Origin of the sequence: Brevibacillus laterosporus (assembly GCF_030489605.1) — a bacterium.
In the GTDB taxonomy this organism is placed as follows: Bacteria; Bacillota; Bacilli; order Brevibacillales; family Brevibacillaceae; genus Brevibacillus_B; species Brevibacillus_B laterosporus_E.
Genome location: NZ_JAUKFY010000011.1, coordinates 66,178 through 81,072 on the forward strand (window position 1 = coordinate 66,178; position 14,895 = coordinate 81,072).

Genomic DNA, 14,895 nt, shown 5'->3' on the forward strand with positions numbered 1-14,895 from the left:
AAGCTTTAATGTGTAAGGCAAGAGCACGTATGACATGACGCGTGCTCTTGTTTTGTTATCGGATCAAGGCATTTCTATCAATTTGAAGAAGGGATAGGATAAAATGAATTCCCCTCACATGCTAGAGCGTTTTGAGGAACTGCGTAAGCTAGCACATCATACGGATGAATGGTTGGAGTCGAAAATAGGATCGGACCTCTGGGTAGATGGAATTAATGTATTTTTGACGATCGAACACGAGGATTTTGTAGAGGGCCTTGAACAGTTTCAACAACAATATACATATGAAGCAGAAGGTGTCACGAATTGCCTTAGACAGCTACAGCTTTATGCACGGCATTCGGTGGCACAGGGTGAATTTGCGTTGTATCAGGCTTTGGCAGTAGGAATGACGTGGTTATCTTTGCAGGAAGAGACGAATGGTCTTCACTTTAATCTACCTGTACAAATTACCAACCATTCTATAGCCCTCCTGCTAAGTCCGACTTACCTAGCAATATGGGCAAATAGCTATAATGCGGGCATTGAACTCTTTTTAGATGAAGATTCCACCTTGCCTACACTGTTTCGTCCTGAGCACGGGAAAATCTATCAGAATGCGGGCTCCTATCTCCGTGGAGAAAATCTCAAGTTTCCATTTCAAAATTATTTTCATGAAATTGCTCATATCCTTTTATTTCATGATGTCTATCAAAGGGTATTGGGATCAGAGGCGGAATGCAGAAGCTACTGGACTCACATCGAGGGATGTATCTATGCTTTAGAAGAGCAGGTACTAAGTGAGCTAATGGAAGTACAGGCAGATTTGCATATTATTGATGATGGATACGGGAATCTGCAGGGCTTTGAAGAATTTGCCGCCTTCCGTATCCAGCTTTATCAAGAAAATGAGGATTCCTCTTTGACAGGTGATACATTGCGGACTTATGTGAAGAGAGGAATGCAATTGGGGGAAGGACATTCTCAGATTCCAGATAACATCGTCAAACAAACGATTTTGTCTACTCATGAGGTACGCGAGCGAGAATTGGAATTATTAGATCCACATTGTTCTTCTTTTGTGAAAGCTCTGCAAGCTCATAGCGATTGGGGAGTGAAAAGCTATGCGCGAAATACTTTACCTGCCTTCAGAGAAACGGTAGAACTGCTTCCTGCTAATCCGTATTGCATGAGAAAGCTGGAAGAATCACTTCTGAAAAAGCCGTGGCCCGACCTGCAAGCTCTACTATCCAGCGATCCGTTCCCGCTTCTGGATTCCAAGCAACGGAAGCGGCATAAGCAACTATGGAAATTAAGAGAATTACTGTCTCGCTTGGCGGAGATTCGCGGATATTTGGAACAGCGCTCTGAACAGCTTTTCGAACAAAATCATCACCAATTATCAATGAGCTATACGAAAATTCAGAAGGCCCTTTTCCCTGTAGCAAAGAAAGTAGCAGGTTGGATAACGGAGTATGAAGCTAATCCGGAATCAGAGCAGCAACACGAACTTCGGTATGAGTCTGTCCAAAAGGAGATCAGCGAAATTCTTCAAATGGTTCAGGAGGAAGAGGGGCAAAATCGTTTACTTTCCTTTTTACATGTGCCATATTCCTATGTTCTAGAACCGAATTAGAGGAGGGGTAGCTGCATATAGTCTGATTCTCTACACGAGAGTCAGATTTTTTGCTGTTTTTACTATGACACTGATCTGGTTTTAACGGACTACATATAAGGGTATAGAGAAGAGAGGGGGGATGACGATGGAATGGGAGTTACTCTTGCGTTTATTTGTGGGGGGCTTATGTGGGGCACTTATCGGATTTGAGCGTAAAAGCAGACAGAAAGCAGCGGGATTGCGTACGCATTTCCTCGTAGCGGTGGGCAGTTCATTGATCATGATTGTTTCTAAATATGCTTTTTTTGATGTTTTGGGGGATTCTGTCAAGCTAGACCCAAGTCGAATTGCAGCCAATGTGGTGAGCGGAATTGGCTTTCTGGGAGCGGGAACTATTTTAGTGCAAAAACAATCGATTCGTGGTTTAACAACAGCAGCAGGCTTGTGGGCAACAGCAGGCATTGGGCTTGCTATTGGTTCAGGTATGTATGGCATCGGATTTTGTGCCACAATCCTCGTATTGATTGGATTGGAAATTCTAGATCGCAGCTTGCAATTGCTATTTCCAAAAACAATGCGTCTCGTGGTTCATTTGCAAGGGCAAAATCACGTACGGGATGTGATTGATAAATTAGTGAATAATGGAGTTAAAATTACGGCCTATCAGGTCGAAATGCATGATGAAGAAGAGAACTCAAAAACAATGCTTGATTTGCAGATTCAGGCACAACTTTCTACAGAAATCAATCACATGCTACTAGAAATCCAAGATATGAGCGGGGTTACATTTGTACGTATGGATAAATAAACCTAGGAATAAAAAAATGCCCGCCGGTCTGCATGTTTTGGGCGGGCAAATACTTGCGGATATCAGACTATCCATGATTTAGTTTACTTGGTTATTCATATTTTCTCAAACGTAATAATTGGATTTTTTGAGAAAGTTATCAATATCCTTTTGTAGGTATGTCACGAGAGGAAGTAAGAAGAAGTGACGCTGGAAAAATATAATAGCAAAAAATTGATAATGAAAAAATGCTCGAAATTAGAGGAAAATGTCGAACGATAAAGAAAAAAATTGGTTAGAAAAAAGAAAAACAAGAATGAATTTTCAGTAAATGAAAACAAGCTTTCCTACAATACCCCCTTCCAAATGATTATGTATAGGAGATCATAAAAAAAACCCTTGCATAAATTTTGGAAATATATACATAAGATAGGGTTTACACTCCTGCAAGTAACAGATTCGATGAGCCAAGTAAGGAGTGATTGTTCATTTATTTCATAAATTTAGCTGTAAATGTAAAGTATTTACAGTGTTTTGCCTATGCTGTCGCTTTATTGGAGTTTTTGTCGAAGCACTTCCTTTTCTAACGATTTCATTGCACAATAAAAATAACTTTAATAGCCCTTTAGGGCGAAGGTGGCGTGGAAATGGGCGAGCACATGATATTATTAGGGAAGCGTCATTTTCTTCATGCACAACAGCAGAATATTCGGGTAAAAGGTTGGAGATTCTGTTTGCCTGCAGGTTGTCGATTCATAGCAACCAGGGATGGCTATCCAGAAAATGACCATGCTATCAGTTTGTTTAAGAAGTCAGAAAAAATAGCACAAATGATCTTGCGCAGATCAAATGGAGAATTTCAATTTATCATGGAAGCAGTATCTAGCGATTATGCAGTAGAAATAATTGGGTTATCAAAAACGGTTGTTTTTCAAGAAAAGTAGGTACAATAGTCTATATGCAACGTAGGCACCCCTCCATCGGGTGCCTTTCTTTTCGTGGATGTTTAACAGATAGGAATAATTCGATGATTGTGTCATAGGTTTTACTTTATCAGGCTTTCCTTACCTACAAAATTTTTCAGGTTTATCCACAAATCAATCTAATCAAGGAAGTTTTCTTTACCAGAAAGCTGTCTTGGTGTAACGTAGAGATAAGAGTTTTGCGTGAGAAATGGGATAGAGGAGGAGTAGCATGAATACACTGCAAATTGGTGATTGTAAACTAACGTGGATGAGAGGTGGAATGACCCAGTTAGACGGTGGAGCGATGTTTGGAGTTGTCCCGAAGGCTTTATGGAGTAAACGCTACCCTTCAAATGAACAGAATCAAATTCCACTTCGTTCTGATCCGATTCTTGTACAAGTCCACGGAAAAAATATACTGATCGAATCGGGAATGGGGAAAAATCGCTTAAATGAGAAGCAAAAACGTAATTTTGGACTGGTTGAAGAATCCGAATTGTCGGAATCCCTTCAAGAAGTCGGTTTACAATTTGAAGACATTGATTTGGTCCTAATGACCCACATGCACTATGATCATGCGAACGGATTAGTAAGTGTGGCAGAGGACGGCAGTCTCTATTCCACATTTACTAATGCTACTATTTTTATCAACGAAATTGAATGGAATGAAATGCGATCTCCTAATATCCGGTCTAAAAACACGTATTGGGAAGACAATTGGCGGCCCATCGAGAAGCAAGTTTGCACGTATGCCGACCAAAAAGAGATTGTTCCAGGCATAAAAATGGTGCATACGGGCGGTCACAGTGATGGACATGCTATTATTTTGGTCGAAAGTAAAGGCGAGAAGGCTTGCCATATGGCAGATATTATGCCTACGCATGCACATCAGAACCCGCTATGGGTCATGGCCTATGATGATTATCCAATGACCTCTATCTATGCTAAGGAAAAATGGTTGAAGGAAATGATAGCTCAACAAGCATGGTTTACGTTTTACCATGATGCCAAGTATCGAGCAGTGAAATGGAATGACCAAGGTGAGATGCTTCAATCCATACCGATCTAATGATCACTAGTTTTTCCCCCTCTAAAAGAATAGAGGCAGGTTTCTAATAGGAAGAATGGCGGTGAAACAACATGCAATTGCATCGTACGCAAAGAGTGTGGTATTGGCTTGATTTTATGCTGGTGCTGATCACTATGTCTCCAATTATTGCGGCGATCGGTTTTTACACCCAAATGCCCGATAAGCTGTTAGTAGCGATGAGGATAGGGAATGAGACCGGATACTATCAGGATAAGCTGCTGTTTCTCCTTATTTTTAGTCTTGTCCAAATCGTTGCTCCCATTTTGTTACGAGCCTTTATTACGATTTCTCGCCAACGTGAGCGACAGACGAGACAGATGGAGATTTGCTTTGATTTATTACGAATAGCTCAAGCAGTAATATTTAGTACAATGTATTGCTTATTGATATTGCAAAATTTATTTATTCCGATAGGCCTTGAAATGTATAGCATGATTATAGTAGGCATTATTTTGTTAGTTTATGGCTATTTATTGCCGTGGATATCGTATTTGCATCCGTTGGGTATGCGTACGTCCTGGACGAAAACGGAACAGGAGGTTTGGGTTCATACTCATCGTAAGCTGTCCGTATTCTGGATGCTGACAGGCGTAGTCTATCTGCTATGTCCGTATTTGCCAGGATGGTTGGGCTTATTGTTAATCGTTTCTTCCGTGTGCCTAACAATTCTGTCTACCTATATTTATTCCTATTTATATTTCCGGCGAGGTAAAGGAAAACAGAACAAGCCATCCCTAGAAGCTTAGGCTTCGAAGGGGATGGCTTTTTTACATCTCGCAACCATTAGGACTGACGTTTATCTAAAGTCAGACGCACAAGCGAAGCGGCTTGAACTAAACCGCCGCCAAAACCGTAAAGAATAGCCGTGTCGTTTTGTTTAATTTGGTCGTTTGATAAAGCCGCATCTAAAGCGAGCGGGATGGTAGCGCAGGAAGTATTTCCGAAATATTCCAAACTGTGCAACGTTCGCTCTAACGGAAATCCGCTTTTTTCGCATATCGACTCAATCATGCGTAAATTAGCGCTGTGTGGCACGAACCAATCTACATCCAATAATGAGAAATTACTTGCCCCAACCAGTTGGTGCATTCCCTGAGGCAATTGAGAGACTACCCACTTATATAATTCCCGACCATTTTGATAGATATTTCCCTTTCCAAGCAGCTCTACATCTCCCATTTGGTTAGAAAGACCTGAACGATATAAATGAATCCCGCCATTACCATTACTGCTCATAAAAGAATGCAGGAAGCTAGGATTCTGTTCATCACGTTCAACAAGCACTGCACCGGCGCCATCCCCAAACAAAACACAGGTATTACGATCGGAGTAATCAGTCACCTTTGATAATGTCTCTCCGGCTACCACAAGTATTTTTTTATGCAGACCACTGCTTATCAGAGAATTAGCTAGATGTAATCCATAGACAAAACCAGCGCATGTGGCATTTATATCAAGCGCTCCCGCAAAACGAATCGATAGCTTAGCCTGTAATTGGCTAGCTACACTTGGAAAAGGATAGTCTGGGGTAGTTGTACATACAAGAATGAAATCAACATCCTCTATTTCTTTATCATATGCTTGCTGCAAATGCTGGACAGCTCGTAGGCAAAGATCGCTTGTAAATTGGTCGGGTTCAGCTATGCGTCGCTCTCGCATGCCAGTTCTTCTAACAATCCATTCATCGCTAGTCTCTACTAATTTTTCTAAATCAAAGTTAGTAAGTCGCTTGTCTGGAACGTACGACCCTATAGCCGTGATGCGGGCTTTAGACGACAAGGCAAGCGACCCAAAATCATGTGAAGTAGAATTGGAAAAAGGTTTCGAGTAAGTCGACATCAATATGACCCCATTTCTTACTTAAATAAAAATCTTTAGTATCTGATATTAGTATCAGATACTAAATAAAGAAAGTCAATAGTTTATCCCCATTACATATTTAGATAATCCTAATCAAATTTTTCATATAGAAGAATAGGGAGCTGTCATTGACTTTTCATTTGAATATTCCTACAATTTGATTTATCCAAAAAAGATAAATATAGATAAAGGGGAGTAAAAGATGAACAGACTACGAGCATACTGGCAAGAATTTCACCCTATAATACACTCCTTACTTATCGGTACGATTTTTGTGCGAGCCGCTAGTTCTATGAGTATGCCATTTTTGGCTATTCATTTATCCAAGACAACTGATCTGAGTCCGGTCATGATTGGAATTACTATTGGGGCTGGGCCTCTGGCATCTACAGTGGGAGGATTTATTGCAGGAACGCTGTCTGATGTATTTGGGCGAAGGAGAATTATGCTGTGGGCATTATATACCTGGGTACTTGTTTTTTTAGGATTTGCGATTGGAAAAAGCGCAATCTTTTTTATTTTGCTTAACATTTTGGCGGGATTTTGCCGTTCCTTTTACGAGCCTGTATCGCAAGCACTCATGGCAGACTTAACAGAGCCGGAGCGACGCTTTCGGGTATTTTCCATGCGTTATCTGGCTATTAACATCGGTGTTTCCGTTGGTCCTCTGCTTGGGGCTTATTTAGCATTACTAGGCGGGGCCCTCCCGTTTATTGTTACGGCCATGATATATTTGCTTTATGTCATCAGCCTGCAATATTTGTTACATAAATTTGGCATAAAACAAATTGAGGGTCAAAAGAAAGAAAAAATTACATTTGCTTCGGCCTGGAATGTGGTACGTCAGGATGTCGCGTTACGCTACTTTATTGTCGGCGGCATTCTGGTTTCCGTGGGCTATTCTCAAATGACTGTGACCCTATCTCAATTCGTTCAGGGAATGTTCGTTGACGGAGCCATCCTATTTTCATATCTGATGAGCTTAAATGCCATCGTGGTAGTTGCTTTGCAGCTTCCTTTATCCAGATGGGCTGAGAAAAAGACCCCGTTGTTTAGTCTTGTAACGGGAACAATCATGTATGCGATAGGTTTGTTCGGCTTCGGGATTTCATCGAATTGGCTGGCTTTTATGCTTTCCATGTGCATCTTTACCATAGGGGAGATTTTAACCTTCCCTGCTTCCACCGTTTTTATTGACTATTTAGCACCTGAGGGGATGAGAGGAACTTATTTTGGCGCCCAAAGCTTTCATAATTTAGGACAATTTTTAGGCCCGGTGCTAGGAGGATATATACTGGGAATATACAATGGAACGATTATGTTTACGGTTATCTCCTGTATCACGCTTTTCAGTATTTTGTTCTATACTTTAGGACGCAATTGTTATACTGCTCGTACAGGTCAAGCTATGACGATGACTCGGTAGGAAAATGAATACAAATAAAAAAACTGTCGGGGAGCAGGAGGCCTCGACAGTTTTTTATGTAAGTAAAATAGTCATCAATCGAATTATTTTATTGCCTGCATAATCCGATCGGCTATGCGCTCATATCCAGCATGATTCGGATGGAAATGGTCCGTGTATAAATAGGCTTTCTCCTTGTTCCAAAATAAGTCGTAGGAGGGGATCACCAACACGTTAGAATAACGGGCCGAGATAGTGGTAGCTTCATTATTCCACTCCTGAACATGGGTACTTGATTCTTGTTTGAACTCTGTATCGCCAAAGGGATTATAGAGAGAGGTATAAAAAATGGGTGCTTCTGGATTTATCGATCGAATTTGTTTTACAATGGCTTCATAATTGATAGTAAGCTGGGTTGAAGCGTCCAATAGTTTTTCAAGGTCAAATTCAAATATACCGCCGCTTTGACGAAACAAATCATTCCCTCCAATCGTAAACAATATGAGGTTGGCCTCGGAAATCAGGCGTTTAACATTCGTTTGTTTCAATTGATTCACTAAATCTCCTGATTCACTGCCGCTGATAGCCAGATTGCTTAGCTGAATGCTTTGATTACGCTCCTTTTCAGCCTTTTGCTTAAAGATTCCAATATAGCCTAATCCGCTTGAATCTCCTAACCCGCGTGTCAAGGAGTCACCCAACGCTACCACTTTTAATGTGCCTCTAGTGGGCAGGATAGCAGGAGGAGGAGCTTCTGGTGTTTGGTCGTCTTTGGGGGTTTGAAGCTCAGATGTGCTTTTATCAGCTAAATGCACTGGCGTAAACGCAAAGCAGAAGCCGGCTAATAAAGCAAAAAAAGATAAGCAAGCCAGTAGCAGAAGCCATTTCGTTAACGGATGTTTTTTAGTGCTTAGCACAGTGAACCTCCTTATCTTTGATGAGGTATTCTTGTTACGCTGTACTTCTATTGTACCATTCCGATTGGTGATCAAACCAGAGAGGCTTCTGTGGGAGAAAAAGCATGAGGAAGCTTTCCTTGTGAAAGAATAAGAAATCCTCTGCTTATAAATATAAAGAGAAAGGTGGGAGACATGTGGCAGACACTGTTCTTTCTGTTGCTCGTTTACAAAAATCAATAAAGAAAAAACGACTGATCCATGATATTACCTTTGATGTGCGAGCAGGGGAGGTTTTTGGTTTTCTTGGACCTAACGGAGCTGGAAAAACAACCACGATTCGCATGTTGGTCGGGCTTACCAAACCTGATGGGGGAGAGATAAAAATTGGTGGATACTCTTTGCAAAACCATTTTTTGAAGGCAATTGATCAGGTCGGATGTATTGTGGAGAACCCTGAATTATACCCCTTTCTAACAGGACAAGAGAACTTAGAAATGCTTGCCCGAATGAGTAAAAAGGTAAGCTCTGAAAGAATTCGTGAAGTTGTAGAGCAGGTGGAGCTGACGGAAGCGATTCACGAACGGGTAAAAACATATTCGTTAGGTATGCGTCAGCGTTTAGGAATTGCACAAGCATTGCTGCATCGTCCCCGCTTACTTATCTTAGATGAACCTACCAACGGATTGGACCCGGCAGGTATTCGTGAATTGAGGCAGTTTATACGCCGCTTAGCGCTAGAAGAGAGGATCAGCGTCTTTATATCCAGTCATATGCTTAGTGAGATTGAGCTTATGTGTGATAGGGTAGCCATTATTAATAAGGGACGAGTTATTTCAGTTGGCCACGTTAAAGAATTAATGGATCAATTTGCGGATCAGGTGAATTGGAAATTTAGAGATAATAATTTGCCGAAAGCTGTTGAGCTGATGCAGGCAAGCCCCTATGTATATGAACTTATGGCTTTGTCAGACGGCAGAGTGAAGTGTCGAATGGATACGGACAAAATTGCTGAGGTTAACCGTTCCCTTATCCATGCAGGAGTAGATGTTATTGGCATTGAAGAAAAGGCTGTTACATTGGAAGACCTTTTCCTTACGCTAACCCAAGATGAATCAGTAGATGAGGAGGGGAAGCATGGTTGATCTGGTATATAACGAGAGCCTAAAGCTAGTCAGACGCAAACGCTTCTATGTGGTGGTCCTCATATTGCTTATTTTGATTCCGTTGTTTACATATGCGCAATATCAATCAGTAGAGGTGGCTCGAGCACAAATTGGTACAGATGACTGGCGTACCATTCTTCAGCAAAAGATAGTAGATACCCAAAATAGATTGGCTTCCACTCGCATCCCTCCCGAATGGAAGGATTTTCTGAAAACCCAATTACAGTTGCAGCAGTACTATTTAGATCATGATATTGATCCTTCAGCACCAGGGGCAGTCACATTTGCACGTGGATTTATGGACCAATCTGTTGGACTGTTTCTACCGATGATTATTGTGATTTTAGCAGTTGATCTCGTATCTTCAGAATTTAGTGAAGGGACAATTAAACTGTTGCTGACAAGGCCGGTCAAACGTTGGAAAATCCTGACGAGTAAATATCTAACACTCCTCTTGTTCACTTCCTTGACCTTACTGTTATCTCTGGTACTAGCGTATCTTATCTCAGGACTCGTCTTTGGTTATGGAGGGTGGACAATGCCTGTTTTAACAGGCTTTAAAGCGACAGGAGAAGTCTTGCAAACCTCACAGGTATTTGTATTGGATCAATGGAAATATATTTTAATGCAATATGGATTAGGCTGGTTCGTTTGTGTAGTGGTGGGTACCATATCGTTGATGATCTCCGTCTTGGTGAGAAGCACAGCTGCTGGCATGGGGATTATGATGGCTGCTCTTATTAGCGGGGCTATTTTAACTCAAATGGCCTCTACGTGGGAACAAGCGAAGTATTTGTTTAATGTAAATTTACAGCTTACGACATATTTAGCGGGAAGCTTGCCACCGATTAAAGGGATGAGCCTGCCCTTTTCTCTTGGAGTATTATCTGTTTGGGGAGTTGCTTCTTTAGTGATTGCGTATGTAGTGTTTACTAGACAAGATGTTACATAATGAAGATATAATCAAAAACCCTCCAGCCATTTTTTTCCTGTGGCTAGAGGGTTCTTTTATTGGTTTTGGCAGACAGCATCAAGCTATGGCCAATTCATGGTTTTTACAGTATCCATTAAATCCTGCAGGCTCATTCCTTTTGCTGTTGCAATTACATAGAGCTGTTGGGTGGATTTCGTGGTAATAAGGTGCACTGCATGCTGCATTGTATTTTTTTCTTGAGAGTCGAAAGTTACCCCAATTGCTTTATCAGTACCGACATAGAAAATTTGCGGAGACCCAGAAAAGGTTCCTGGAATGGACAAAGTACGTTTTGGCGTGTCATTGCGCAGTACTTCTAGCTTAATCTGAGCGTCACCATGTCGATAGATAGATGTTTGAGAAGTAACATGTTTACTTGTTTCTGATTCGTAATGTATAGCAACAGAAGCGAGCTTAAAATCTGCTTTGACTATACCTGCAAGCGGCATATCCGAGGCTTGCTTTGCCTTTTCCAAGGAGGTGAAGCTGGAGAAGGTTTGCGGTTTCTCTTTTTCCTTCTCTGTCTCTTGGCTGAACATTTCGCTTGTTACTTCACCAATTGACTCTACCTCAGATTCGTATACGGACGGGGTTTCAGTCGCTGTTAAGGAATTATTTAGACTTGCTGCGCCCCCTTGATTTTCAGTGGGTGCTACTGCTATGTCATGTAGTTTTTCGGATTGATCAGAGGATGTAGACTCTGAGCCAGAATTTTGATCAGCTTTGTTCTCTGTTGTCCCAGAAGCTGTTACTGTATTCCCCTTGGATGCTGCTTGCATTGGAGATAGCGAGCGTGAAGCGAGCAGAGAAGACGGAGCTGACTTATTATTTTGTTCTTGTTGAACGGCTTGTTTACCATTATCAAGCATAGCGATTGTTGAGTCTGCGGAAGGGGCTTGGGATTTCTTGACCTGAGCTACCGCAGTATCTTTGGCGCTTCTAGCTGGTTTATTGTCTTTGCTCTCTGATGTTCCTTCGGCTTTTTTCAGGCTAGTTGCAGGAACTGCTTGTAATTTTTCTTGTGAGGCAGCTTTTGACTCAGATGCTTGTGCTGCAGTCTCAGGTGATCCGCTCTCGTTGGAAGGATGCTTAGCTTCCATTTGAGGTGTCTCTGCCATGTAGGAGGTTGACCCCTCAGGAATTGGTGCATAAGCTACCTGTGGAGATGGCAATTGCTCCGTACCAGTATTATCAGCGCTACCTGTAAAACCTCCATTTAAAGCTTGAATGCCTACAAGACCCATGACCAGAAGTACACTAGCGGCTCCCAAGACTGGATACGAAAAGAATCGAAAGCGTTTCGCTTTGAACGGCTTGCTGCTCACCTGAATTTCATCAGCTACTGCAAGCGGAATGATCCCCGGCTCTGTTTTTTCAGATTGACTAGAACCTCCATGATGTTGGGGAGAGGCGTATATTTTATTCATAATGCTATCTTCTAGGTCAATGGAAGGTTGTGTAATCTCTTTTAGGAACAGGTTTTCCTCTCTAGATGACCATTCATTCTCTAGCCAAGCCAAGCATTCATCACAGGTTTCTAAATGGGAAAGAGCGATATCGTCGTCAACAGTGTTAGTCCATTTTGCCTTAAATTCCTGGCAATTCATGTACGAGTCCTCCTTCCATTTTCGTTAACACTTTGGCAAATTCTTGCCTTGCTCGTAAATATCGAACCCGTGCTGTAGACTCTGCTACCCCAAGCAGGGAAGCTATTTTATCAAAGGGATATTCGTGCGTACAACGAAGCACAATAACTTCTTTATAGGAGTCAGATAGCTGTTCGAAAGCTTCGGCGATGGTCTTCTGTTGTTCTTTTCGCAAAAGCGATTCTTGTGGTAATTCATTCTGTACTCCTGAAGGGACGAAAGCCAATTGTTCATCCGTATCATGGAACTTCCGGCGCCGGAGAAAGTCAATGGTACGATTCCTTGCTAAAGTATGGAGCCACGTAGATAGTTGACTTTCACCTCGATAGGTGTTCAGCTTTTCGTAAGCTTTGATAAATACCTCTTGTGTCAGGTCTTCAGCGTCTGTCTTGTTGTTTACCATCTTATATATGAAGATATAGATCATATGCTGGTATTTTTGAATAATGTCACGAAAAGCTTCGACGTCCCCTTGCAAAACCTGTTGTACAATTTCACTGTCGGCTTGCATCGAAGTATTGCCTCCCTTCACTTCATCTGACGATACGTTGTTTTCAAACGTTTCAGTTAGTCTTTTTGAATTTTATCCATAAATATTTCCAGTGTTTTTCCATGATCGAACGGTATGGGTAGCCTTAATAAAAAGCTGATGCATGTACAGATTCCATCCCATTCTAACATTTTTTTAAGGAAAAAAACGTTACAAAAACTAGGAAAGGATTGGGACATGTCTTACGCTTTACTCTCCAATATTTTCAGGCTCTTCATCAGATTCGATGATTTGATAGTGATAACCTTGTTCTAATAGAAACATTTGGCGTTTGCTAGCAAATTCCTGTTCACGGGTATCCCGTGACACCAGTGTATAAAAATAGGCTTGGTTGGTTGCCTTAGGACGCAAGATACGACCCAATCGCTGTGCTTCTTCTTGTCTAGAACCAAATGTACCTGAGATTTGAATCGCAACATTGGCATCAGGTAAATCTACAGCAAAGTTGGCCACTTTAGATATTACTAACTGTTTGATTTCTCCACGCTTAAACATCTCATAATAGCGACCGCGGTCTTCCTCAGGTGTTTTACCTGTTATGAGCGGTAGGCCTAGTGAGTTGGCCACCGATTCTAATTGTTTGATGTACTGACCAATTATTAGGATATGATCGTCTTTATGCAGCCTCAGCAACTTTTGCACCCAGTCCACCTTAATCGGATTCTCCGCTGCCAGTCGATATTTCTCACGTGTGCCGGAAAAGGCGTAGGCCTCGCGATAAATAGAAGGAAGTGGCAGTCTGACTTCCTTACAGAGGGCCGTTGCAATCCAGCCCTGAGCTTCTAACGCTTTCCATGGCATTTCGTATTTTTTGGGACCGATCAGGGAAAAGACTTCATCTTCTTTTCCATCCTCACGTACTAGAGTAGCAGTTAGCCCTAACCGCCGTTTGGCTTGAATGCTTGAGGTCATTTTGAAAATGGGAGCAGGGAGCATGTGAACCTCGTCGTAAATGATTAGTCCCCAGTTATGATCCGTAAATAAATTCATATGGGGAAACTCTTCAGAGCCACGCTGTCTCGAAGTCACCATTTGATAGGTGGTAACGGTAACAGGCCGCACCTCTTTTTGTTCACCAGTATATTCGCCTACCATGTCAGCGGTCAGGGTGGTTTTTGTTATGATTTCGTTGATCCACTGTCGGACAGATGTTGTACTTGTTGTTAAGATGAGAGTCGCCGTCTCAAAGCGTGACATGGTACCGATTCCAATGATGGTTTTTCCAGCTCCGCAGGGCAAGCACAAAACACCACTGCCGCCATAAGCAGTACCATTGGCATAAAAGGCATCCACGGCAGCTAGCTGATAATCTCGCAGGGCAAAAGGAGTTCCTGCGCTATCGCAGGAGACAAGCTGCATCGGGCACGGTTCACCCTCCTGATAGCCGGCTAAATCCTGCACAGGATAGCCAAGTTTAATGAGAGCCTGTTTTACTAGTCCGCGTGAGTACGGCTTCAGGATATACAGACTCTCCGAACGTTTTTCTTCTATATAAGGCTGCATAGATTGGTAGCCCATAACTTCTGCCAGAATAAGTGGGTCAGTACTTGTCAGTCCGATTTGATCCTCGTAGGCATGCATCTGGATCAATCCGTATCTCGCAAAGGCTCTTTTAACCTCATCTGCAACAGAAGGGGGTAGTCCATATTTACTGTAGCGGCTGAGTGTTTCAAGGATTTGCTCTGCTTGTAGCTGACTTGCCGCCGCATTCCACAAAGAAAGTGGAGTTAGACGGTAGGTATGTATATATTCTGGGCTTTTGATAAGCTCAGCAAAGCCACTAATCGCTTGTCTTGCTTCATCAAATAAGGGGTTCTCCACTTCAACTAAAATGCTCCGATCGCTTTGTACAATTAGTGGTAAATGGGGTTGAAAAGACACGTTCGTCACCTCATAGCGGTATCAATATTGCCAATGGTACCATATTTGGGGACGAAAGGGAAAAGCAGGGGAAAACTCT

The 14,895-nt window shown here is 42.0% G+C and carries 13 protein-coding genes; 8 read left to right on the top strand and 5 right to left on the bottom strand.

Annotated elements, in window-relative coordinates:
* The first annotated feature begins 103 nt into the window (after positions 1–103).
* The 5 genes from QZ995_RS13585 to QZ995_RS13605 all read left to right on the top strand — a co-directional run bounded on the left by QZ995_RS13585 (position 104) and on the right by QZ995_RS13605 (position 5,185).
* On the top strand, positions 104–1,615 hold the full coding sequence (locus tag QZ995_RS13585) for a hypothetical protein (RefSeq protein ID WP_301807704.1): 1,512 nt from the start codon (positions 104–106) through the stop codon (positions 1,613–1,615).
* A 121-nt stretch (positions 1,616–1,736) separates the two neighbouring features.
* Positions 1,737–2,405: an MgtC/SapB family protein gene (locus QZ995_RS13590; RefSeq protein ID WP_366919698.1), complete on the top strand. Its 669-nt coding sequence runs from the start codon at positions 1,737–1,739 to the stop codon at positions 2,403–2,405.
* Positions 2,406–3,031: 626 nt separating this feature from the next.
* Positions 3,032–3,328, top strand: coding sequence for a hypothetical protein (locus tag QZ995_RS13595; RefSeq protein WP_031412369.1), 297 nt, complete (start codon positions 3,032–3,034; stop codon positions 3,326–3,328).
* Between the two features lie 250 nt (positions 3,329–3,578).
* Positions 3,579–4,418: a YtnP family quorum-quenching lactonase gene (locus QZ995_RS13600; RefSeq protein ID WP_301807712.1), complete on the top strand. Its 840-nt coding sequence runs from the start codon at positions 3,579–3,581 to the stop codon at positions 4,416–4,418.
* 71 nt (positions 4,419–4,489) lie between these two features.
* The gene (locus QZ995_RS13605; protein WP_301807714.1) at positions 4,490–5,185 is read left to right on the top strand and encodes an SdpI family protein; all 696 of its coding nucleotides are present in this window, start codon (positions 4,490–4,492) and stop codon (positions 5,183–5,185) included.
* Between the two features lie 37 nt (positions 5,186–5,222).
* On the opposite strand, the gene QZ995_RS13610 is transcribed toward QZ995_RS13605, so the two are convergent.
* Complete coding sequence (locus QZ995_RS13610) at positions 5,223–6,278, bottom strand: ketoacyl-ACP synthase III (protein WP_301807717.1); 1,056 nt, start codon at positions 6,276–6,278, stop codon at positions 5,223–5,225.
* A gap of 223 nt (positions 6,279–6,501) precedes the next feature.
* Between QZ995_RS13610 and QZ995_RS13615 the strand changes: the two genes are divergently transcribed.
* Positions 6,502–7,725, top strand: a complete 1,224-nt coding sequence (locus QZ995_RS13615) for an MDR family MFS transporter (RefSeq protein WP_301807720.1) — start codon at positions 6,502–6,504, stop codon at positions 7,723–7,725.
* Positions 7,726–7,808: 83 nt separating this feature from the next.
* On the opposite strand, the gene QZ995_RS13620 is transcribed toward QZ995_RS13615, so the two are convergent.
* Entirely contained in the window at positions 7,809–8,621 is an 813-nt protein-coding gene (locus tag QZ995_RS13620; RefSeq protein ID WP_301807722.1) for a GDSL-type esterase/lipase family protein, read from the bottom strand.
* 176 nt (positions 8,622–8,797) lie between these two features.
* Between QZ995_RS13620 and QZ995_RS13625 the strand changes: the two genes are divergently transcribed.
* Both QZ995_RS13625 and QZ995_RS13630 read left to right on the top strand, forming a co-directional pair.
* Positions 8,798–9,745: an ABC transporter ATP-binding protein gene (locus tag QZ995_RS13625; RefSeq protein WP_301807725.1), complete on the top strand. Its 948-nt coding sequence runs from the start codon at positions 8,798–8,800 to the stop codon at positions 9,743–9,745.
* Positions 9,738–10,718 (top strand): ABC transporter permease, encoded by a 981-nt coding sequence (locus QZ995_RS13630; protein WP_301807728.1) that lies wholly within the window; start codon positions 9,738–9,740, stop codon positions 10,716–10,718. The genes QZ995_RS13625 and QZ995_RS13630 overlap by 8 nt, the downstream gene beginning before the upstream one ends.
* A gap of 83 nt (positions 10,719–10,801) precedes the next feature.
* Here the strand turns inward: QZ995_RS13630 and QZ995_RS13635 are convergent, their stop codons facing one another.
* The 3 genes from QZ995_RS13635 to QZ995_RS13645 form a co-directional block, all read right to left on the bottom strand.
* Positions 10,802–12,346: a hypothetical protein gene (locus tag QZ995_RS13635; protein WP_301807729.1), complete on the bottom strand. Its 1,545-nt coding sequence runs from the start codon at positions 12,344–12,346 to the stop codon at positions 10,802–10,804.
* Entirely contained in the window at positions 12,327–12,896 is a 570-nt protein-coding gene (locus QZ995_RS13640; protein ID WP_301807732.1) for an RNA polymerase sigma factor, read from the bottom strand. Before QZ995_RS13640 ends, QZ995_RS13635 begins: the two co-directional genes overlap by 20 nt.
* Before the next feature lie 228 nt (positions 12,897–13,124).
* A complete protein-coding gene (locus QZ995_RS13645) occupies positions 13,125–14,816 on the bottom strand; it encodes a DNA repair helicase XPB (protein ID WP_301807735.1) in 1,692 nt (563 codons plus the stop codon).
* Positions 14,817–14,895: the final 79 nt, after the last annotated feature.